The 20,084-nt window shown below is 68.2% G+C and carries 20 protein-coding genes; 8 read left to right on the top strand and 12 right to left on the bottom strand.

The features are described from left to right. Positions 1–2: 2 nt before the first annotated feature. Positions 3–503 (top strand): hypothetical protein, encoded by a 501-nt coding sequence (locus L5G32_RS06355; protein WP_237010167.1) that lies wholly within the window; start codon positions 3–5, stop codon positions 501–503. Here L5G32_RS06355 and L5G32_RS06350 read toward each other — a convergent pair. Both L5G32_RS06350 and L5G32_RS06345 read right to left on the bottom strand, forming a co-directional pair. Beyond that, positions 500–1,627, bottom strand: a complete 1,128-nt coding sequence (locus L5G32_RS06350; RefSeq protein ID WP_237010166.1) for a DUF475 domain-containing protein — start codon at positions 1,625–1,627, stop codon at positions 500–502. The genes L5G32_RS06355 and L5G32_RS06350 overlap by 4 nt on opposite strands. Next, positions 1,624–1,905: a hypothetical protein gene (locus L5G32_RS06345; RefSeq protein WP_237010165.1), complete on the bottom strand. Its 282-nt coding sequence runs from the start codon at positions 1,903–1,905 to the stop codon at positions 1,624–1,626. Before L5G32_RS06345 ends, L5G32_RS06350 begins: the two co-directional genes overlap by 4 nt. A gap of 155 nt (positions 1,906–2,060) precedes the next feature. On the opposite strand from L5G32_RS06345, the gene L5G32_RS06340 reads away from it, so the two are divergent. After that, positions 2,061–2,405 (top strand): RNA polymerase-binding protein RbpA, encoded by a 345-nt coding sequence (locus tag L5G32_RS06340; protein ID WP_237010164.1) that lies wholly within the window; start codon positions 2,061–2,063, stop codon positions 2,403–2,405. Positions 2,406–2,478: 73 nt separating this feature from the next. Here L5G32_RS06340 and L5G32_RS06335 read toward each other — a convergent pair whose 3' ends face one another. The 5 genes from L5G32_RS06335 to L5G32_RS06315 all read right to left on the bottom strand — a co-directional run bounded on the left by L5G32_RS06335 (position 2,479) and on the right by L5G32_RS06315 (position 10,842). Continuing rightward, positions 2,479–3,246, bottom strand: coding sequence for a polyprenol monophosphomannose synthase (locus L5G32_RS06335; RefSeq protein ID WP_237010163.1), 768 nt, complete (start codon positions 3,244–3,246; stop codon positions 2,479–2,481). After that, positions 3,236–4,897: an apolipoprotein N-acyltransferase gene (lnt, locus tag L5G32_RS06330; RefSeq protein ID WP_237010255.1), complete on the bottom strand. Its 1,662-nt coding sequence runs from the start codon at positions 4,895–4,897 to the stop codon at positions 3,236–3,238. The genes L5G32_RS06335 and lnt overlap by 11 nt, the downstream gene beginning before the upstream one ends. 53 nt (positions 4,898–4,950) lie before the next feature. Then, positions 4,951–6,570: an amidohydrolase gene (locus L5G32_RS06325; protein ID WP_237010162.1), complete on the bottom strand. Its 1,620-nt coding sequence runs from the start codon at positions 6,568–6,570 to the stop codon at positions 4,951–4,953. Positions 6,571–6,583: 13 nt separating this feature from the next. Next, the gene (locus L5G32_RS06320; protein WP_237010161.1) at positions 6,584–7,126 is read right to left on the bottom strand and encodes an FxsA family protein; all 543 of its coding nucleotides are present in this window, start codon (positions 7,124–7,126) and stop codon (positions 6,584–6,586) included. Between the two features lie 83 nt (positions 7,127–7,209). Further along, entirely contained in the window at positions 7,210–10,842 is a 3,633-nt protein-coding gene (locus L5G32_RS06315; protein ID WP_237010160.1) for a cobaltochelatase subunit CobN, read from the bottom strand. A gap of 197 nt (positions 10,843–11,039) precedes the next feature. On the opposite strand from L5G32_RS06315, the gene cobG reads away from it, so the two are divergent. From cobG to L5G32_RS06300, 3 genes are read left to right on the top strand one after another with little or no spacing between them, the layout of a single operon-like run. Continuing rightward, the gene (gene cobG / locus L5G32_RS06310) at positions 11,040–12,194 is read left to right on the top strand and encodes a precorrin-3B synthase (RefSeq protein WP_237010159.1); all 1,155 of its coding nucleotides are present in this window, start codon (positions 11,040–11,042) and stop codon (positions 12,192–12,194) included. Between the two features lie 47 nt (positions 12,195–12,241). Then, positions 12,242–12,865, top strand: coding sequence for a precorrin-8X methylmutase (locus L5G32_RS06305; protein WP_237010158.1), 624 nt, complete (start codon positions 12,242–12,244; stop codon positions 12,863–12,865). Continuing rightward, complete coding sequence (locus L5G32_RS06300; protein ID WP_237010157.1) at positions 12,862–14,349, top strand: precorrin-2 C(20)-methyltransferase; 1,488 nt, start codon at positions 12,862–12,864, stop codon at positions 14,347–14,349. The genes L5G32_RS06305 and L5G32_RS06300 overlap by 4 nt, the downstream gene beginning before the upstream one ends. A gap of 37 nt (positions 14,350–14,386) precedes the next feature. Here the strand turns inward: L5G32_RS06300 and L5G32_RS06295 are convergent, their stop codons facing one another. The 4 genes from L5G32_RS06295 to L5G32_RS06280 are packed head-to-tail and all read right to left on the bottom strand — an operon-like array spanning position 14,387 to position 17,952. Further along, a complete protein-coding gene (locus L5G32_RS06295; RefSeq protein ID WP_237010156.1) occupies positions 14,387–15,130 on the bottom strand; it encodes a cobalt-precorrin-6A reductase in 744 nt (247 codons plus the stop codon). Further along, the gene (locus L5G32_RS06290; protein WP_237010155.1) at positions 15,123–15,905 is read right to left on the bottom strand and encodes a cobalt-precorrin-4/precorrin-4 C(11)-methyltransferase; all 783 of its coding nucleotides are present in this window, start codon (positions 15,903–15,905) and stop codon (positions 15,123–15,125) included. Before L5G32_RS06290 ends, L5G32_RS06295 begins: the two co-directional genes overlap by 8 nt. After that, positions 15,902–17,149, bottom strand: a complete 1,248-nt coding sequence (gene cbiE / locus L5G32_RS06285; protein WP_237010154.1) for a precorrin-6y C5,15-methyltransferase (decarboxylating) subunit CbiE — start codon at positions 17,147–17,149, stop codon at positions 15,902–15,904. Before cbiE ends, L5G32_RS06290 begins: the two co-directional genes overlap by 4 nt. After that, a complete protein-coding gene (locus L5G32_RS06280; RefSeq protein ID WP_237010153.1) occupies positions 17,146–17,952 on the bottom strand; it encodes an SDR family NAD(P)-dependent oxidoreductase in 807 nt (268 codons plus the stop codon). Before L5G32_RS06280 ends, cbiE begins: the two co-directional genes overlap by 4 nt. Between L5G32_RS06280 and L5G32_RS06275 the strand changes: the two genes are divergently transcribed. The 3 genes from L5G32_RS06275 to L5G32_RS19440 are packed head-to-tail and all read left to right on the top strand — an operon-like array spanning position 17,951 to position 18,935. Then, positions 17,951–18,361 (top strand): PPOX class F420-dependent oxidoreductase, encoded by a 411-nt coding sequence (locus L5G32_RS06275; protein WP_237010152.1) that lies wholly within the window; start codon positions 17,951–17,953, stop codon positions 18,359–18,361. The genes L5G32_RS06280 and L5G32_RS06275 overlap by 2 nt on opposite strands. Beyond that, complete coding sequence (locus L5G32_RS06270; protein ID WP_237010151.1) at positions 18,358–18,831, top strand: nitroreductase family protein; 474 nt, start codon at positions 18,358–18,360, stop codon at positions 18,829–18,831. Before L5G32_RS06275 ends, L5G32_RS06270 begins: the two co-directional genes overlap by 4 nt. Continuing rightward, positions 18,762–18,935, top strand: coding sequence for a nitroreductase family protein (locus L5G32_RS19440; RefSeq protein WP_372491644.1), 174 nt, complete (start codon positions 18,762–18,764; stop codon positions 18,933–18,935). The genes L5G32_RS06270 and L5G32_RS19440 overlap by 70 nt, the downstream gene beginning before the upstream one ends. Here the strand turns inward: L5G32_RS19440 and L5G32_RS06265 are convergent. Then, on the bottom strand, positions 18,932–20,044 hold the full coding sequence (locus tag L5G32_RS06265) for a M24 family metallopeptidase (protein WP_237010150.1): 1,113 nt from the start codon (positions 20,042–20,044) through the stop codon (positions 18,932–18,934). The genes L5G32_RS19440 and L5G32_RS06265 overlap by 4 nt on opposite strands. Between the last annotated feature and the right edge of the window lie 40 nt (positions 20,045–20,084).

The following is a 20,084-nucleotide window of genomic DNA, read 5'->3' as shown; positions in this document are numbered from 1 at the left end:
GCATGTTGACCGTGTTCGAGAACGGAATGTCGATCGACTTCACCGTCGAAGACGTGGATCGCTACCATGGCCCGGGCTTTCCTGGTGGTGTGGCGCATGGGTTCTGCGCGATGTCACACGCCGTCGCACTGCTCGGCGACGTCGAACGACGCCGCGTGCGGGTGCGGACCGCGTTCCCGGGGCCGGGCGGTCGTGACGCCGTCGAGATGGTTCTACGCGCCGTCACCGGCGATCGCTTCGTCGTGGACCCGGACCTGGCGAAACCCGAACGCGGCGCGACGCTGGCCCGGTATGTGTGGGTGTTCGACTATGACGGTCGAACGGTGGCCCTGCAGATCTGCGACGACGGTCTGGTGACTGACGAGTTCATCGCACTCGGAAAGAAGGCGGACCGCACCGAAGACGAGGATGCTCACCTGGCTGTGCTCAAACGGGAGATGACCGACCGCCTCCTCGCTCGGCCCGTCGGCGAGGTTTACGAGGAGATCCACGCGCCCAACTAAACTCTGCCTTCGGACTCTGTCTCGGATCGGGCTTCGGCATTCGTGCCGGCGTCCCTCCTGTTGGCCCAGACACTCGACGCTGTCGCCGCCCCGATGAACACGATGCCGATCAGGCCGGTGACGAGCTCGGGAACCTCGATGCTCTTATCGACGCTCACCAGCATGATGACGGCGAGGGCTCCGATCGCCCAATGCGCTCCGTGCTCGAGGTAACGAAATTCCGAGAGGGTACCGGCACGCACGAGGTAGATCGTGATCGAACGCACGAACATCGCGCCGATGAAACCGAGCCCGAGTGCGATCAGGATCGGGTCCGAGGTGATCGCGAACGCTCCGATGACCCCGTCGAACGAGAACGACGCGTCGAGGACCTCCAAGTACAGGAACAGGAACAACCCCGCCTTGCCGACGGCCTTGGTCGCCTCGCTCGGCCCGGACGACGCATCTCCTGCCTGCCCGTCCGGTTCGTCTGTCTCGATGAGTCCGGTCAGGCCGTTGACGACGAGGTAGGTGAAGAGCCCGAGGATGCCCGCGGTCAGCACCGAGACCGTGTCGTCTGCGGCGGTGAACTGGGCTGCGATCACGAGTGCGCCCAACGAGACGACGGTCGACGCGCCCGGGATGCGTCCGATGCGTCCGAGTGGCTTTTCGATCGGGCTCAACCACGTGACACCTGAGTCGTCGAAGACGAAGTCCAAGAACAGCATGATCAGGAACATGCCGCCGAACGCTGAGATCTGGGGGTGCGCATCGGTGAGGAGCGTCTCGTAACTCGGTGAACCGTCGGCGAAAGCTGCGGCACCGTCGCTCGGCGGGTTCAGTGCGAGGTCCATGGCGTCCACCGGGTTGAGCCCCGAGGTGGCCCAGACGATGACCAGGGGGAACAGCAAACGCATGCCGACGACCGCGATGAGGATGCCGACGGTGAGGAAGATCTTCTGCCACATCGGGCTCATGCGTTCGAGGACGGTCGCATTAATGACGGCGTTGTCGAACGACAGCGAGATCTCGAGGACGCCGAGGATCGCGCACAACGCGACCCCCGACCATCCGGCGTACAGATATGCGACGGCGAGGGCGATGATCGTGACGACGAACGAAGCGCCGAACACCCGCGCGATCATCGCAGGCGTTCCGACTCTTCGGCGAGCCTGACGAGCTCGTCCGCCATCGACCCCAGGGCGCTGTGATCGGCGTTCTCACCGATGGCGGTCCGAATGTCCTGAGCTGCGCAGCGCAACTCGAACAGCCGGTCGCGGAGTGACTCGGCCTCCTCTGCGGACAGGATCAGCGCGTCGCCGGGAATAGCCGTGCCTGCAACAAGCGTTCTCTGTTCGTAGGCTCGTTGGCGGCAGGATCGCTTGCAGTACTTCCGCCTGCGGCCCGATTCGGAGTCGACCATCTGTCGTCCGCACCAGGCACATGCATACGGTCGCTTGTGTTGGGACGTCAAGGACACTCCGTGGACGTTACTCGCATGATCGGACGCGTCTGCGCATCACCGCCGAGTGACGCGTAGACTGGTCTGGATCATCTGTCTGTTGAGAGGAACCATGAATGGCTGATCGAGTACTGCGCGGTAGCCGACTCGGAGCGGTGAGCTACGAGACCGATCGCGACCACGACCTCGCACCGCGGCGGATCGTCCAGTACCGCACCGACAATGGTGAGATCTTCGACATCCCGTTCGCCGACGAGGCGGAGATCCCGTCGAAGTGGCCGTGCAAAAACGGTATGGAAGGCACCATTCTCGAAGGCGCTGAGCCGGAGGAGAAGAAGGGCAAGCCCCCGCGTACCCACTGGGACATGCTGCTCGAACGACGCTCCGAGGAGGAACTCGACGTGCTCCTCGCCGAGCGACTCGACTTGCTCAAGCAGCGCAGGCGCGGCGGAACCGCTTAAGAGAACATCAATACAGGACGGCCCCGGCTCACGCCGGGGCCGTCCTGTTTCCGGTGTTCAGTCGCGTCGGCGGTCAGCGTCGCCGTTTGGCAAGGCGGCCCTGGATTCCCCAGCGCGCGACGTTGATGAACGACTCGGCGATGACGCCCCCGTCCATCTTCGACTCGCCGATGGCGCGTTCGGTGAACGTGATCGGCACTTCGCGGATCGTGAATCCGTGCTGCAGGCTGCGCCAGGCGAGGTCGATCTGGAAGCAGTACCCGGCCGACTCGACCTCGTCCAAGCCGATTTTCTCGAGTACCTCGCGACGGAACGCGCGGTAACCTGCGGTGATGTCGTTGATGTGGACGCCGAGCGCGAGACGTGCATAAGTATTGGCGCCCTTAGACAGGATTTCGCGACGCTTAGGCCAGTTGACGAGTGCTCCGCCGGGGACGTACCGGGAGCCGATGACCAGGTCGGCGCCGTCGTTGATCGCGGCGAGCAGGCGGTGCAACTGCTCCGGAGCATGCGAGCCGTCGGCGTCCATCTCGATGATCACCTGGTACTCGCGGGCCAGTCCCCACGCGAATCCGGCGAGGTAGGCCTTGCCGAGGCCGTCCTTCGCCGTGCGGTGCAGAACATGGATGCGACCGGCTGTGTCGTCGGCGGCGAGTCGGTCGGCGACGTCGCCGGTACCGTCCGGACTCGAGTCGTCGACGACGAGCAAGTGGATGTCGCCGAGCGAGGTGAAGAGTCGATCGACGATGAGCGGGAGGTTCTCTCGCTCGTTGAACGTGGGTACGACGACGAGAGCCCGGGCTCCGTACTTCCCGACCACGTGCTGATCGTTACCGCTCATCGTGCTCCTCCGTCTGTGTGCCGCGCTCGCCCTGCCCCGCTTCGTTGCTCGAGCGGTCCTCCCCGCTGATCGAGCGATCCGTTCCGTCGTTCGAGCGGCCCTTTCCGCTGATCGAGCGGAGTCGAGATCCACCGGCGAACATTTCGAGGCTAGTCGTTGTGTACAACGCGTACAAAAACCCGAGCACCATGACGACCAGTACGACCCGCTCGGGCCAGGGGCCGGCCCATACCGCTGGAGTGGTCCCCTCGCGCAGCTCGAGCGGACTCTGCAGGATCGCAGCCTCGAACAGCCCACTCTGGTCGATGACCGATCCGTCGGGCCTGATCAATGCGCTCAGTCCGCTGGTCGACACCACGGCGACCGACCGGCCCGTCTCGACGGCGCGGACCCGCGACATCGCCAACTGTTGACTGCTCATGTCGGTGAGGCCGAACGTCGCGTTGTTCGTCGGTACGTACAGGAACTGTGCGCCGTCGTCGACGGCTTTCCTCGGTGACCGGTCGAAGGCGACTTCCCAGCACGTGGACACGCCGATGCGGACGTCGCCGCGCGAGGTGTGCGCGGTGATGACGCCCGGCCCGCTGCCCGCCTGGAAGTTGCCTGCGCGGTCGGCGTACGACGAGAAGTGTCGGAAGAAGTCGCGCCACGGCAGGTATTCGCCGAACGGCTGAATGATGTGTTTGTCGTACCGGTCGGACGGCTCTTCGTCGGCGACGCCGCCCTGCAGCCCCCACAGCAAGACACTGTTGGTTGGCCCCTCTTCATTGGGCATGAGGGTTCCGAGAGCCAGCGGTGCACCGGACGCGGTCACCGCGGTACGGATCTCAGTTGCGGCGTCCTGGTTCTGCAGCGGCGGGATGTCGGAGGCGTTCTCCGGCCACAGGACGACGTCGGGCTGTTCGCGCTGGCCCGCGCGTACCTGGCGAGCCATCTCCAGAGTGGTGCGGACATGGTTGTCCAGAACGGCGCGGCGCTGTCCGTTGAAGTCCAGTCCGAGACGCGGCACATTGCCTTGAACGGCTGCGACGTCGAGCGTCGACGTCGGGTGCGTTCCGGGCGCCCCGGTTCCGAGGAGGACGCCGCCCGCAATGAGCGGGACGAGGACGGCTGCAGCAGCGGCGCTCAATCGCTTCCAGGACAGTCGCTGCAACGACGGCGTTGCGCCGCGCGCGGCCACTGCCGACAGCACCAGCGACGCAGCGCCCGCACCGACGAGGGTGATCAGGAACGACACCCCCGGTGCGCCGACGACCGACGTCGTCGGCAGAAGCAGGCCCGAAGTCTGACTGAAAGCCGCTCGCCCCCAGGGGAAGCCGCCGAACGGGAACGACGAGCGGACGGCTTCGACACCGGTCCACGTGATCGCGAACCACAGCGGAGCCCACCGCAAGCGCATGGTCAGCGTCGCGATGGCGCCGAACGCCGCGAGGTAGAGCGCCATGATCGCGGCGAGCGCCAACCACGGCAGCGGGCCGACGTATTCGCCGATCCACGGGAGAAGCGGCACGAAGAACACGAGGCCGTAGACGAATCCGGCGAGTGCTCCGACGCGAACGCGAGGACGTCCCACTCGCAGCACGGCGTACAAGACCCCGAGCGACAGCGGAGCGAGGAACCAGAGGTCCCGGGGCGGAAAGGCCGCGAACATGAGTCCGCCGCCCGCCGCAGCGCCTGCCAGACGCCACGCCCAGCCGGGGAAACTCACGCAGTGGGCCGTTCGTACACGATCTCGCCTGAGATCGCGGTGCGGACGCACTCCGGCAAGCGGGCTCCGGGCTCGACGTTCGGCAGGGCGGGCACCCGGGAACGCGGGTCGGTGGACCACCGTTGGACGCTCTGGTGCGATGCTGCGACGACCAGGTCGTCGACGTCCCACACCGCGTAGTGTGCGGGTGCGCCAGGCACGAGGGTGCCGGTCAGACCGTCGTTCACACCGCCTGCTCGCCATCCGCCTCGGGTGCACGCGGCGAACGCCGCGCGCGGCGAGATCGCATTGGTCGGAGTGTGGTGGTGGACTGCGGCTCGAATGCTCGCCCACGGATCGATGTCACACACCGGTGCGTCGCTGGAGAAGGCCAGCGCCACACCCGCGCGCGCCAGTCCGGCGAAGTCGTTGAGCGTCGGGGCGCGCTCTCCGAGGCGGTGGATGTACAGGGCGTCGTCGCCGCCCCAGGCGTGGTCGAACAACGGCTGCATGGACGCGATGACACCGCAGCGCGCGAACAGCTCGGCTTGATCGGAGGTCACCATCTCAGCGTGCTCGAGGCGGTGCGCACAGCGAGCCAGTGCCGGGGTGCCGAGTTCGTCGGCGACAGTGCTCATCGCCGCGGCGACAGCGGCGACGGCCCCGTCGCCGATCACGTGGAACCCGGCCTGAATGCCTGCGAGGGTCGTGGCGCGCAGATGGGCGGTGATGGTCTCCTCGTCGAGATAGCTGACTCCGTATTCGCCCTCGGCGTCGGAGTACTCGTCGATCAGCCACGCAGTGCGCGAACCGATCGCCCCGTCGATGAACAGGTCTCCTCCCAGGGCGTCCGCGCCCATCGCGGACATCACGGCCCTGGCCTCCTCGAGGCTGCTGACCGGCTGTCCCCAATAGCGGCGGACCAGAACGGGGTGATCGAGATTGGCGACCGACCGGAAGTCGTCGACCCCGCTGATGTCGGGGCCGCCGTTCTCGTGGACGGCCACGACACCCCGTGACGCGGCGTGATCGAGGGCTGTCAGCTGCGCGCGCCGCCGTGCCTCGGGGGTGGTGAGACCACGCGCGGCGGCGCGGACTCGGTGGTGGGCGTCGGCGACGAGGGGCGCCTGCGCCTGATAGCCGGTCGCCGCTTCGATGCCGTGGACGAGGTCGCGCAAGGCGCTCGACGCGACTGCCGAATGCTCGTCGACGCGCGCCAGGTAGACGGGCCGGTTTCCGGCGACGGCGTCGAGGTCGGCCGTGGTCGGCGGGAGTCCCTCGGCGTCCGAGCCGTCCCAGGTGGACGAGTCCCAACCGAGCCCCCACACGATCGGGTCGTCCGAGGTCTCGAGGAAGGCTGCGAGCCGATCGAGGCAGTCGGTCCGGCTGGTGGCCCCGCTCAGGTCCAGTCCGGTGAGGCGTAGACCGGTGTCGGTGAGGTGGACGTGGGAGTCCACGAACGCGGGCGCGACGAAATGCCCGTCCAAATCGACTATCTCGGCGTCCGGATGGAGCGCGCGACCGACGTCGTCGGTCCCGACCCATACGACGATTCCGTCGGTGATCGCGAAGGCAGTGGCATCGGGTACGGCGGGCGAGGAATAGACAGTCCCGCCGAGGAGCAGTTGCGTCGTCACGCCTTCGATTGTGTCAGGGTCGGGCCGCGGGCGGCTCGGGTAGGCCGGGCACGTCGATGTGGACTGTGCCGTCGGGGCGACGCTTAGTGACGTCGACGACGTCCGACGTCTCGTCGATCACGCTGCCCTCGACCGTTCCGTCCACGTAGCGAGCGCCACCGCGACGTCCGCCGAGCGGCCCTCGTCCACCTGTCACCAGGACGGATGCGCGGCGCATCATGCCGGCTTCCACAGCCGGACTGAGGACCTTGCGGGCGGGCGGCGTCATGAGGATCAGCCCGACGACGGTAGACACGACACCCGGCAGGATCGTGAACAGCGCGGACCCCGCGAAGAGGACGCCGTCGCCCGCCGGGCGCGCGCCGGTGGGTTCACGGCGCGCCGCGCTGCGCAGGTCGGCGGTCAACGTACGGGCACGGCGGCCGAGAACCGCGAAGCCGACGGCTGCCGCTCCGATGGTGATCAACAGCGCCCACCCGAATCCCAGGAAGTGGGTGAGCGCCCAGAACGCCGCGATCTCCACGACAAGGTAGGCCACGATTGCGAGCCTGATCATGCTTCGTCACTCTCCGATACACGAGGTGGTGTTCACCTGTGTAACGCATCGTGGGCCGTGAGAGTTCCCGATCGCGACGATCGTCAGTCTTCGGACCGGCCTTCGATGTCTCCTTCGGCTTCGAGATAGACCTGTCGCAACTGGTCCAGGAGCTCCGGCGGCGGCTGTTTCCACATGTCTCGCTCGACGGCTTCCAGGAGTCGTTCGGAGATGCCGTGCAGCGCCCACGGATTGGACTGCTCGAGGAACTCGCGGTTGGTCTCGTCGAGGACGTACTGCTCGGTGAGCTGCTCGTACATCCAGTCGGCGACGACGTCGGTGGTCGCGTCGTACCCGAAGAGGTAGTCGACGGTCGCCGCCATCTCGAAGGCTCCCTTGTAACCGTGCCGACGCATCGCAGAGAGCCAGCGCGGGTTCACCACCCGCGCCCGGAACACGCGGGAGGTCTCCTCGTGCAGGGTGCGGGTGCGCACGGAATCGGGCCGCGTCGAGTCGCCGATGTAGGCCTCGGGGTTCTCACCGGTCAGTGCGCGGACCGTCGCGACCATTCCGCCGTGGAACTGGAAGTAGTCGTCGGAGTCGGCGATGTCGTGTTCGCGGGTGTCAGTGTTCTTCGCGGCGACGGCGATCCGGCGGTAGGCGGCTCGCATGTCGTCGACGGCGGCCACTCCGTCGAGGTCACGTCCGTACGCGTAGCCACCCCACTCGGTGTAGACGGCGGCGAGGTCCTCATCGGTGCGCCACTGCTTGGAGTCGATCAACTGCAGCAGGCCTGCGCCGTACGTGCCTGGTCGTGAGCCGAACACTCGGGTGGTCGCACGGCGCACGTCGCCGTGCTCGGCAACCGCGGCGCGCGCGTGCGCCGCCACGTAGTTCTGGTCATCGGTCTCGTCGGCGTCGGCGGCGAGACGCACGGCGTCGTCGAGCATGGTGACCACGTGCGAGAACGCATCACGGAAGAATCCGGAGACGCGAATGGTCACATCGATACGCGGACGGCCGAGTTCTTCTGCGGGCACGAGTTCGAGCCCGGTGATCCGGCGGGACATCTCGTCCCACACGGGTGCGACGCCGAGCAAGGCGAGGATCTCGCCGACGTCGTCGCCGGAGGTTCGCATGGCGCTGGTCCCCCACACCGACAGTCCGACCGACGCCGGATACTGGCCGTGGTCGGCGAGATAGCGTTCGACCAGTGAGTCGGCCATCGCGCGGCCGGTCTCGAACGCCAGCTGCGACGGGACGGCCTTCGGGTCGACGGAGTAGAAGTTGCGGCCGGTCGGCAGCACGTTGATGAGACCGCGTAACGGCGACCCGCTCGGGCCCGATTCGATGAACCCGCCGTCGAGCGCGTGGAGCACCTGATCGATCTCGCGGGACGTCTCACGCAGTCGCGGAATCACTTCGTGGGCGGCGAACGCCAGAATCTGCCCGACCTGGTCGGGGTGTCCATGTGCTGCCGCGGCGACGGCGTCGTCGGACCAGTCCCCTGCCGCGCAGGCGGACACGACTTCGCGGGCGATCGCCTCGACACGGTCAACCTCGCCGCGGACCGACTCGTTCTCGACGAGGCCGAGGGCTTCGCGCAGGCCGGGCAGAGTCTGTGAGCCGCCCCAGATCTGGCGGGCACGAAGCATCGCGAGGACCAGGTCCACCTCGGTCTGGGCGTCGGGCGCCTGACCGAGGACGTGGAGGCCGTCCCGGATCGCAGCGTCCTTGATCTCGCACAGCCAGCCGTCGACGTGCAGCAGCATGTCGTCAAACACTTCTTCGTCCGGTCGCTGCGCGAGGCCGAGGTCGCTGTCCATCTTCGCGGCCGTCAGCAGAGTCCAGATCTGCTGGCGGATGGCGGGCAGCTTCGCCGGGTCGAGCGCCGAGATGTTCGCGTGCTCGTCGAGCAGTTGCTCGAGACGTTCGATGTCGCCGTACGACTCCGCGCGCGCCATCGGCGGAATCAAGTGATCGACGAGCACGGCGTGTGCCCGGCGCTTGGCCTGGGTGCCCTCGCCCGGATCGTTCACCAGGAACGGGTAGATCAACGGCAGGTCGCCGATGGCGGCGTCGGTGCCGCAGTCGGCGGACATGCCGAGCGTCTTGCCCGGCAGCCACTCCAGGTTGCCGTGCTTGCCGACGTGGACGATCGCGTCGGCGCCGAAGCCCCAGCCGTCGACGTCGGTGCGCGAGGCCAACCAGCGATAGCTCGCCAGGTAGTGGTGGCTGGGCGGCAGGTCCGGGTCGTGGTAGATCGCGACGGGGTTCTCGCCGAACCCACGGGGCGGCTGCACGAGCAGGACGACGCTGCCGAACGTCATCGCGGCGATCACGATGTCGCCGTCGGCATTGTGAGTCCGGTCGACGAACAGTTCGCCGGGTGGCGGCCCCCAGTGCTCGATCACCGACGTGCGCAGCCCTTCGGACAGCGTTGCGAACCATGACGTGTACTCCGCGGCCCCCACTCGTATGGGGTTGGCTGCGAGTGCGTCCTCGGTCAACCAGTCCGGGTCCTGCCCGCCCGCGTCGATGAGCGCGTGCATCAGCGCGTCGGGGTCGTCGTCCGCGGGCGTCGCGCCGAGGCCGGGGATGTCGGCGCCGTCGCCGAGGACGTAGCCTGCGTCGCCGAGCGCGCGGAGCAGGTGGACGAGGCTGCGCGGAGTGTCCAGGCCGACTGCGTTGCCGATCCGGGCGTGCTTGGTCGGGTACGCCGACAACAGCAGCGCTACCCGGCGGTCGGCGGTGGGCAGATGACGCAGGCGGGCGTGTCGGACGGCGATCCCGGCCACTCGCGCACAGCGTTCGGCGTCGGGCGCGTAGAACGGCAGTCCGTTGTCGTCGAACTCCTTGAACGAGAACGGAACGGTGATGATGCGGCCGTCGAACTCGGGGACGGCCACCTGGCTGGCGACGTCGAGCGGCGAGACGCCGTCGTCGGCTGCTTCCCAGTCAGCGCGTGAACTCGTCAGACACAGTCCTTGAAGGATCGGGATATCCAGTGCGGCAAGCCGTTCAACGTTCCACGCCTCGTCGTCGCCGCCAGCGCCCGCGGTCGCGGGCGTCGTACCGCCCGCGGCGAGGACAGTGACGATCAGCGCGTCGTACGTACCGAGCTGGGCGATCAGGTCGTCGTCGGCGGCCCGCAACGACGCGCAGTAGACCGCTTCGGCGGTCGCGCCGAGGTCTTCGATTGCCGCGCACAGAGTGTCGACGTACTCGGTGTTCCCCGCCAGATGCTGTGCCCGGTAGTAGAGGACGCCGACGCGCGACGCGGCACCGAGGCCGCCGACGACGTCGCGAGCGTCGCGGTCGAGCACTCCCCACGCGGGCGTCTCGACGGGCGGCGCGAAGCCGAGACCGGTGAGCAGCACGGTGTCGGAGAGAAAGTCGTGCACGGCAGCGAGATTCGCGTGACCGCCCGCGACGAAATAGCTGTGGGCTTGCGCGGCGACACCGGTGGGCACGGTTGAGAGCGCCATCAGGTCCGGGTCGGGGTTGAGTTCTCCGGAGAGCACTACGACCGGCGTCTGATGCGACAGGACGGCGTCGAGGCCCTCGTCCCACGCACGACGCCCGCCGAGAATCCGGACGACGACGAGATCCGCGCCGTCGAGCAGGCCGGGGATGTCGTCGAGCAGGATTCGGCTCGGGTTGGCCACCCGGTACTCGGCCCCGCAGGTGGCGGCGGTGCGCAGGTCGGTGTCGGACGTGGACAGCAGCGTGATCACGAGGTTCGCTCCTCGCCGGGTTGGCGCGCCCGGCATCGTTGGGACCGACCGGATGATTCCGGTCGATCGACGTGGGTCTGGCTCGAGCCGTCGTCGTTCGGCTCATACAGTGGCGCGTCCGCGCCGGCGTCACACCGGCTTCCACGTCGATTGTTCCCGCTCAGCGTATCTGTGCCGACGCCGCCTAGTCTGGACGGGTGAGTACTTCTGCGACCGGTCCCGCGCCTGATCGCTGCCCCGGCGTGTTCGCGACGCACGAGGCGGCCGACGGTCGGCTTGCCCGCATCCGGATTCCCGGCGGTGTGATCGACGCGGCAGCGCTCGACTCGCTGGCGGCAGCCGCCGACGAGTTCGGTGACGGGACCATCGAGATCACCGTGCGCGGCAATCTGCAGGTCCGCGGGATCGAGGCCTCGCGGGTCGACGAGTTCGGCGCGGCGGTGCGCGCTGCGGGACTGGCGTCGGACGCCGACCACGACCGAGTTCGAAACGTCGCGATGTCGCCGTTCACCGGCCGAGTCGGGGGCCTGACGGACTTGCGGCCGGTGGCCCAAGAACTGCACGCACGGCTCGTCGGAGCATCCTGGTCGACCGTGCTCTCAGGTCGGTTCTGGTTCGGTCTGGACGACGGGCGCGGTGACGTCCTCGCCCGCGCCGCAGACATCACCGGAGCAGCGATCGACGCCGACAGCTCGGTGGTCGTCGTCGGCGGGGTCCGCGTCGGTGAACGGGTCGCCCACACCGATCTGGCTGCCGCGATGATCGAGGCGGCATCGGCGTTCGCCGAGATCGCCGAGGGGGTATGGCGAGTCGCCGACCTCGACGACCGCCGCCACGGCGCGCTGTACGAGCGCCTCGGCCTGCGGGACGAGACGTCGCCTGCTGCACGAGTCCCCGAATCGCGGGTCGGCTGGTTCATACAGGCCGACGGCCGGGTGATGCTCGGAGCCGTCGTGCCGTTGGCTCGGCTGACCGCGCAGCAGGCGCACTTCGCCGCGGCGGTCGGCAGTCCGATCACCGTCACGCCCGAACGAGAGCTCCTCATCGGCGACCTCGACGAGGCGGTGGCCGACACCGTCGTCCGCGTCCTCGCACCGCTGGGGTTCGTCTTCGACGCGCAGTCTCCGTGGACCGCGCTGACAGCGTGCACCGGAGCTCCGGGCTGCGGTAAGTCGTTGACCGACGTTCGCGGCGATCTCGGCCTCCACGTCGCCGGACTCGACCCGGAAGCGGGTCCGCCGCACCCCGAGCACTGGCTCGGGTGCGACCGAGGCTGCGGAACACCGACCCGATCCCATGTGCGAGTGCTCGCCTCGTCGGACGGGTACATCCGCACCGCGCGGCACGGCTGACCCGCCAGACGAGTCCCGCAGGGTCACTCAGTACTGTCGAACGCATTATGACCGACTACATCCGTGATGGTGCCGAGATCTATCGGCAATCGTTCGCCACGATTCGAGCAGAGTCGGATCTCGGCCGCTTCCCGGCCGACACCGAACCCGTCGTCGTGCGCATGATCCATGCGTCCGGGCAGACCGATCTCGCCGCCGACGTCGTCGCGACACCCGGCGTGGTCACCGCGGCCCGCGCCGCACTGGCAGCGGGTGGACCGATCCTGTGCGACACGAACATGGTCGCGTCCGGAGTGACGCGCAAGCGCCTTCCTGCCGACAACGAGGTGCGGTGCCATCTGCAGGAGCCGGGCATCGCCGAACTCGCCGAGAAGCTCGGCAACACGCGTACCGCTGCCGCACTGCAGTACTGGCGAGACGACCTGGCGCGGTCCGTCGTCGCGATCGGCAACGCGCCGACCGCGCTGTTCGCGCTCCTCGATCTGATCGACGAGGGCTGGCCGCGTCCCGCCGCCGTCATCGGGGCGCCGGTCGGTTTCATCGGGGCCGCCGAGTCGTGCGCGGCGCTCGCCGCGCGGTCCGACCTCGAGTACATCACCGTGACCGGCAGGCGCGGCGGTTCGGCGATCACCGCCGCGGCACTCAACGCGCTCGCGAGCGTGGTCGAGTGAGCGGCAAACTCTGGGGTGTCGGGCTCGGGCCCGGCGACTCCGAACTCGTAACAGTCAAAGCGGCGCGGGTCATCGAGCGGGCCGACGTGATCGCGTTTCACTCTGCGCGCCATGGCAATTCGATAGCACTGTCGGTGGCGCGGCCCTACCTGCGCGACGGCCAGACTCACGAGCGGCTCATGTATCCGCTGACCGTCGAGACCACCGATCATCCGGGTGGTTACGCCGGGGCGATGAGCGACTTCTACACCGAGAGCGCCGCCCGTCTCGCCGAGCACCTCGAAGCCGGTCGCGACGTCGTTCTACTCGCTGAGGGCGATCCGCTCTTCTTCAGCTCGTACATGCACATGCACAAGCGGCTCATCGACCGTTTCGAAGCCGAGATCATTCCTGGAGTGACATCGGTGAGTGCGGCGTCCGCCGCCGTCGGCATCCCGCTCGTCGAGGGCGAGGAGACGTTGACGGTTCTTCCGGGCACTGCCGAGCCGGGCGAACTCGTCGCCGGATTCCGTTCGGGCAAAGCGCTCGCCGTGATGAAGCTCGGGCGGACGTTCACGAAGGTACGCGACGCGTTGGCGAAGGCGGGCAGGCTCGACGAGGCGTGGTACGTCGAACGCGCGTCGACCGCCCGGCAGCGGGTGGAGCGCGTCGCCGACGTCGATCCCGAGACGGTCCCCTACTTCTCGCTGATCGTCGTTCCCGGTGGGCGCAATAACCCGTACGCCGGGGAGTCCTCGACCGCAGGCGAGGTGGTCGTCGTCGGGCTGGGCCCCGGACCCCTCGATCAGACGACCCCGCAGGTATCGGCCGAGCTAGCCGCGGCCACCGACTTGATCGGCTACACCACCTACCTTGCTCGCGTCGCCGCGCGACCGGGCCAACGAGTGCACGCCAGTGACAATCGAGTCGAGGCCGAGCGCGCCGAGTACGCCCTCGACCTCGCGTCCCGCGGGGCTCGGGTCGCCGTCGTCTCGTCGGGCGATCCGGGTGTGTTCGCGATGGCCGCCGCTGTCAGCGAAGTGGCGTCCGAGCCGCCGTGGCAGCACGTGCCGGTGCGGGTGGTCCCCGGTGTCAGCGCGGCGCACGCCGTCGCCGCCGCCGCGGGCGCTCCGCTGGGACACGACTTCGCCGTGATCTCGCTCTCTGACCTGCTCAAGCCGGGCGCTGTGATCGAGGACCGGCTGCGGCACGCGATCGCAGCCGATCTGGCCGTCGCGATCTACAACCCGGCGTCGTCCAAGCGGACCGAGCAGATCCAGCGGTTGAAAGAGATCCTCGCGGAGACTGTCTCCGCTGACCGCGTGGTGATTCAGGGGCGCGACGTCGGAGGTCCAGGCGAACGACTGACCGTGACGACCGCCGCCGACTTCGACCCGTCGACCGTCGACATGCGGACCCTCGTGATCATCGGCTCGTCGACGACAGTCGCCGCCCGGCGACCGGCAGGCGATCTGGTGTTCACGCCGCGTCACTACGGGCGCTGATCTCGTTGCTACGAGCCGCGTTACCCGTATGTGGTCACTAGGCTCGTAGCAGAGTGTGAACACGTGTCGCGGCATCGTCGACGGTCGACACCGAGGTGATTCCCGCGGGCTCGGTCGGCCGGTCGACGACGACGACCTCGATGCCCCGATCCGCTGCGGCCTGAAGCTTCGCCGCCGTCAGATCGCCACCGCTGTTCTTCGTGACGAGCAGATCGATCTCGTTGCGTTCCAACAACTCTCGTTCGCACTCGAGGGTGTATGGCCCCCGCGACCGGAGTAGCTCGTGGTTCGGCGGAAGAGTCGTCTCAGGAGCGTCGACGACGCGGATCAGGAACCAGACGTCGTCGACACCGGCGAACGCGGCGACGTCTTGACGGCCCGTCGTGAGAAGCACCCGACCGCCGCGTTCGGCGACGACGGCGGCCGCCGCGTCGACGTCGCGCACGTGCGTCCAGCGGTCCCCCGGTGCCGGCGACCACGGAGGACGCGCCAGGCGCAGGTAGGCGACATCCGAGTCGGCACAGGCGGCGGCCGCATTCGAGGTGATCCGCGCGGCGAACGGGTGTGTCGCATCGACGACGACCCGTACCGCGTTCTCGCGTAGGTAGCGCGCGAGTCCCTCGCTGCCGCCGAAACCACCGATCCGGACCTCGCCGACGGGCAGTCGCGGATCCTTGACCCGTCCCGCCAGCGAGCTGACGAGATCGGTCCCGCCGTCGAGCAGGGCAGCCGCGAGGTCTCGCGCCTCGCCGGTGCCCCCGAGGATCAGCACGTCAGGCATCGTCGAGCGTTCCGTCGGTCCGCAGCTTCTGCATACGGGCGTGCGAGTACAAGTAGCTGTCCACCAGGTCAGGATGCGCCGCGCCGTCCAGGGCGCGTCCGACGAAGATCACCGCGGTCTTGGTGATGCCGGCCTCGGCCAGAACCTGCGGGAGTTCGGCCAGCGGCGTGCGCACGATCTGTTGGTCGTCGCGCGAGGCGAACGCGACCGTCGCGGTGGGACAGTCGGCGCCGTAGTGCGGCGCCAGCGCGGTGACGATCTGCGCGGTGCGATGTGCGGCGAGGTGCAGCGCGAGCGTGACTCCCGTTTGCGCGAGTGACGCGAGGTCCTCCCCAGGCGGCATGTCCGTGGACAGTGTGGACACTCGCGTGATCAGCAGGCTCTGCCCCACCCCGGGCACGGTGAGCTCGACGTCGAGGGCGGCGGCTGCGGCCGCGAATGCCGGCACGCCGGGAACCAACTCGTATGGGATGTCCAGGTCCCGTAAGTGCCTGAGCTGTTCGGTGAGGGCCGAGTAGAGGGCGAGATCGCCTGAATGGACTCGCGCGACGTCGTGCCCTGCACTGTGTGCTTTCGCGATCTCGGCGACGATCCGGGTGAGGGGCATCGTGGCCGTGTCGATGGCGACTGCGTCGTCGGGCAACAGGTCGAGGAGCTCACGCGGGACGAGTGAGCCCGCGAACAGGCAGGTCTGAGATCGTCGGAGGCGGTCGGCTCCGCGCATTGTGATGAGATCGGCGGCGCCCGGGCCCGCACCGATGAAATAGACGGTCATGCAGGTTCTCCGGTCTCGGTCTTCACGGCCGTCCACTGGACGATGGGCAGTGCGGGCCGCCATGCGGTGGAGCGCCCCAGCGGGGCGGCCCGTTCGACGCTGACCCGAACCAGTTCGCCGCCCCACCGGTCGGCGGCGTCGACGACGAGCCGCTCGGTCTCCAAGGTCACCGCATTGGCGACGATACGGCCGCCCGACACCAGTGAACGCCAGGCGATCCCGAGGACGTCAGCGGTCATTCCGCCGCCGATGAAGACGGTGTCGGGCTTCGGCGCACCGGTCAGTGCGGCGGGCGCGGCGCCCCGGAGGTCGAGCCGATCGGCGACGCCGTGACGACGTGCGTTCTCCAGGACGTCCGCGGCTCGCTCGGCGTCCGACTCGAAAGCGACGACTCGCCCCGACCTCGTGAGGCGGAGCCACTCGATGCCGATGCTCCCCGCACCCGCACCCACATCCCAGAGGGTCTGCCCTTCGGCGGGGCGCAGTGCGCTGACGGTCAGGGCCCGCATCGGTCGTTTGGTGATCTGTCCGCGGTGGACGAAGTCGTCGTCGTTGAGGCCGGGTGCCCGGCTGCGAGCGGGTCCGACACAGTCGACCGCGATGACGTTGAGTGCGGACGGAGCACCGGTCCAGGTGTCGGCGCGGCCTGCGTGCGCGCGCTCGGTGTCGGCGCCGAGATCAGACAGGACGGTGAAGGGTGAGCCTTCGAATCCCTTGTCGACCAGGAGGTCTGCGACATCGGCCGGCGTGGTCGCGTCCCGCGAGAGGATCAGGAGCGCCGCGCCGTCGGTCAGATGTGCGGTGAGCGCGTCGACCGGCGAGGTCACCAGGCTGACCACCTGTGTGCTCGCCAGATCCCAGCCGAGGCGGGCGGCAGCGAGCGTCGCACTCGACGGATGGGCGAACACCCGGACGCGCTCGGCGCCGAACGCGCGGACGAGTGAGGTTCCGACTCCGTGAAACATCGGGTCGCCGCTGGCGAGGACATGAACGGGGGCGTCCAGATCGGACGCGGCGAGTTCGGCGAGGTGCGCGCTCATCGGGCTGCGCCACGGCACGCGCGTCGCTCCGATGTCGTCGGGCAGCAGGGCGAGTTGGCGCTTCGAGCCGTAGACGACGAGTGCCTCAGAGAGCTCGGACCGCGCGATCGACGACAGCGACCTCCAGCCGTCGGCTCCGATGCCGACCACGACGACGTCAGCGGTCACCGGGATGTCAGCGGTCAACGGGATGTCAGGGCTCACCGGGACAACCGTCGCCAGATCGCGCGCGGGACGAGGCCCATCGCGAAGGCGACAGCGCGTAGCCGACCTGGAATCCAGACCTCGCCACGCCGCCTGCGGTAGGCGACGGCGACGGCATCGGCGACTTGATCTGCGGTCACCGACATCGGCGCAGGCTCCACGCCGGAGGCCATCAGATCACGCGTCATCGCGCCGATCACGAAACCGGGACGTGCAAGCAAGAGGTGGACACCGCTACCGTGCAACGCATCTGCGAGTCCGCTTGCGAAGCCGTCGAGCCCGGCCTTGGTCGAGCCGTACACATAATTGGCCCGGCGGACCCGCACTCCCGCGATGGACGAGTAGATGATGATCGTGCCCGAGCCCTGTTCGCGGAGGGCGACGGCGAGCGGTGTGAGGACACTGATCTGCGCGTAGTAGTCGGTGTGTGCGATCTGGAGGGCGTGCTCGACGTCGGTCTCGGCGCGAGCGCCGTCGCCGAGGATGCCGAACGCGACGATGGCCGCCTCGATCGGGCCGTGGTCGGCTACGAGCTTAGCGATGAGAGCTGTGTGGGTCGCGACGTCGTCGGCGTCGAAGGCGACGGTGTGCACACTCGTCGCGCCCGCGGCTTGAAGCACGCGGGTCTCGACGCCTAGGTCGTCGGGCCGTCTGGCCGCGAGCACCACCGCGTTGCCTGCCGCGAGCCGGGCTGCGGTGGCGACTCCGATCTCGCTGCGTCCGCCGAAGAGCACGATTGTTCCCACCCCTGCAGTATTCCAGTCGATCGTCGGCGATTGTCCAGACGCTAGTGTCGAACTCATGACGCGCACTCTCGCCGACCTCTCCCCCGCAGCTCACGACCTGCTCACCGAACGGCATCTCGCGACTCTCGCGACGCTGCGAGCCGACGGAACACCGCATGTCTGCGCAATCGGATTCACAATCGACTTCGACGAGGGAATCGCGCGCGTGATCACGTCCGGGGGAAACCAGAAGGCGGTGAATGCTGCTCGAGGCGGGTACGCCGCGTTGACGCACGTCGACGGTGCGGTGTGGATCACCGTCGAGGGGACGGCCCGCGTTCTCTCCGATGTCGACTCCGTCCGCGACGCGGAGGCGCGGTATGGACAGCGCTACCGCACGCCCCGGGAGAACCCCAAGCGCATCGTCATCGAGGTTCAGGTGGAACGGGTCCTCGGCGCGCGGTCGATGTTCGCACGCGAGGAATGACGACGCTGCGGGGTCTTCTGGAGCGTCGGCGATCGACGAAGGCGTACCGCGACGATCGGATCGACTCGGCTGCGGTGCGCGATCTCGTCGCCACAGTGGTCGGACGGTCAGCCGACGGTCGCCGCGGACACGGTTCGGCGCACGCCAGGTACGACGTCGAGGTCACGCTGATCACCCACGCGGTGGACTCTCTGGCATCGGCCGCGTACCGCTATGACCATGTGCACGACGAATTGGTGACCCTTGCAGCCGGCGACTTCATGGCCGACGTGGCCAGGGGAACTCTCGACGCCGATTGGGTGGAACACTGCCCGGCGGCCCTCGTACTGTCTGCCGACACTGCAACCGCGGACACGGTGTTCGCCGATCAAGGGCCCCATCGGGTACGAGATTCTGCTGGATCGAGACCGGCCTCATCGCCCAGAACATCTACCTCTGGGCGGCCGAGAATGGACTCGGAACGGTTCTGATCGGCGGCCTCGACGATCAGGCGATCGCGGCCGCTAGCGCGCCTTGGCTCGGACCGGCGCAGACGGTCACAGCAGTGATGCCGATCGGCATTCCCCAGTTCTAGAGCTGCACCAGACTGTGCGGCCGTGTGTTCAACGGCTCGCAACCGTCGGCGGTGAGCACCACGATGTCCTCGATCCGGGCACCCCAGTCGCCGCTGAAGTAGATGCCGGGTTCGATGCTGAACGCCATGCCTTCTCGGAGTACTTCATCGTTGCCCCCGACGATGTACGGCTCCTCGTGCACCGACAGACCGATACCGTGTCCCGTCCGATGAATGAACTGATCACCGTAGCCGGCTTCGGCGATGACGTCTCGGGCGGCGGCGTCGATCGATTGGGCCGTCACTCCCGGACGTGCCATGGCGACCGCGGCCGCCTGTGCGCGTTCGAGGACGTCGTACACTGCTGCGATCTCGGGACGCGGCGGGCCGAAGCAGTAGGTGCGGGTGGAGTCGGAGTTGTAGCCGGGGTCGACGGGGCCGCCGATGTCGATGACGACCACGTCGTCGGCGGTAATGACTCGATCGGAGTGCTCATGGTGCGGGTCGGCCCCGTTCGGGCCTGATCCCACGATGATGAACTCGGCGACGGTGTGGCCCTCGGCCAGGATGGCGGCGTCGATATCGGCGGCCACCTCGGCCTCGGTGCGGCCGGGCTTGAGGAACTCCCCCATCCGAGCGTGCACGCGGTCGATCGCCGCACCCGCACGACGCAGCGCCTCGATCTCCGCGTCGTCCTTGATCATCCGGAGTTCGCGGAGAACTGCGGTGGCCAGCTCGGGAGCGTGCGACGTCCGCGCCGACAGTGGGACGAGATGCAGTGCGGGCAGCGAGTCGGACACCGCGATCCGACTGTCCGGCCCTAGACCCTCGGTGGCCAACGCGTACTGATCCTGCCCGTCGACCCAATCGACGACGTCCACCGGGAGGTCGGCGATCGCCGAGTCGCGCAGCGATGCCAACTCGAGGCGAGCGGTGACGATCCGTGCACGGCCCTCGGCAGGGAGGACCAGTGCGGTGAGCCGTTCGAAGGTCTCGGCTGGTGAACCGGTCAGATATCGGAAGTCCGGGCCGGTGCCGACGACGATCGCGTCGAGGCCTGCGTCACGGGCGAGGGCGGTCGCGCGCTCCAGTCGTTGGGCGTACACAGAAGAGTCGAATCGAGCTGGCATGCGCCCCAGCGTATTGCACCGATGTGCGACAGTGGTGTCC

The organism is Gordonia zhenghanii, assembly GCF_021738965.1.
Classification (GTDB): Bacteria; Actinomycetota; Actinomycetes; order Mycobacteriales; family Mycobacteriaceae; genus Gordonia; species Gordonia zhenghanii.
Note: the sequence above shows the minus strand (reverse complement) of the source record. Positions and strands in the feature narration are given on the sequence as shown.

Coding starts and splice junctions, on each gene's coding strand:
- L5G32_RS06355 (WP_237010167.1), top strand. CDS start 3: ATGTTGACCGTGTTCGAGAACGGAATGTCGATCGACTTCACCGTCGAA.
- L5G32_RS06350 (WP_237010166.1), bottom strand. CDS start 1,627: ATGATCGCGCGGGTGTTCGGCGCTTCGTTCGTCGTCACGATCATCGCC.
- L5G32_RS06345 (WP_237010165.1), bottom strand. CDS start 1,905: ATGGTCGACTCCGAATCGGGCCGCAGGCGGAAGTACTGCAAGCGATCC.
- L5G32_RS06340 (WP_237010164.1), top strand. CDS start 2,061: ATGGCTGATCGAGTACTGCGCGGTAGCCGACTCGGAGCGGTGAGCTAC.
- L5G32_RS06335 (WP_237010163.1), bottom strand. CDS start 3,246: ATGAGCGGTAACGATCAGCACGTGGTCGGGAAGTACGGAGCCCGGGCT.
- lnt (WP_237010255.1), bottom strand. CDS start 4,897: ATGTTCGCGGCCTTTCCGCCCCGGGACCTCTGGTTCCTCGCTCCGCTG.
- L5G32_RS06320 (WP_237010161.1), bottom strand. CDS start 7,126: ATGATCAGGCTCGCAATCGTGGCCTACCTTGTCGTGGAGATCGCGGCG.
- L5G32_RS06305 (WP_237010158.1), top strand. CDS start 12,242: ATGACCGACTACATCCGTGATGGTGCCGAGATCTATCGGCAATCGTTC.
- L5G32_RS06295 (WP_237010156.1), bottom strand. CDS start 15,130: ATGCCTGACGTGCTGATCCTCGGGGGCACCGGCGAGGCGCGAGACCTC.
- L5G32_RS06290 (WP_237010155.1), bottom strand. CDS start 15,905: ATGACCGTCTATTTCATCGGTGCGGGCCCGGGCGCCGCCGATCTCATC.
- L5G32_RS06275 (WP_237010152.1), top strand. CDS start 17,951: ATGACGCGCACTCTCGCCGACCTCTCCCCCGCAGCTCACGACCTGCTC.
- L5G32_RS06280 (WP_237010153.1), bottom strand. CDS start 17,952: ATGAGTTCGACACTAGCGTCTGGACAATCGCCGACGATCGACTGGAAT.
- L5G32_RS06270 (WP_237010151.1), top strand. CDS start 18,358: ATGACGACGCTGCGGGGTCTTCTGGAGCGTCGGCGATCGACGAAGGCG.
- L5G32_RS06265 (WP_237010150.1), bottom strand. CDS start 20,044: ATGCCAGCTCGATTCGACTCTTCTGTGTACGCCCAACGACTGGAGCGC.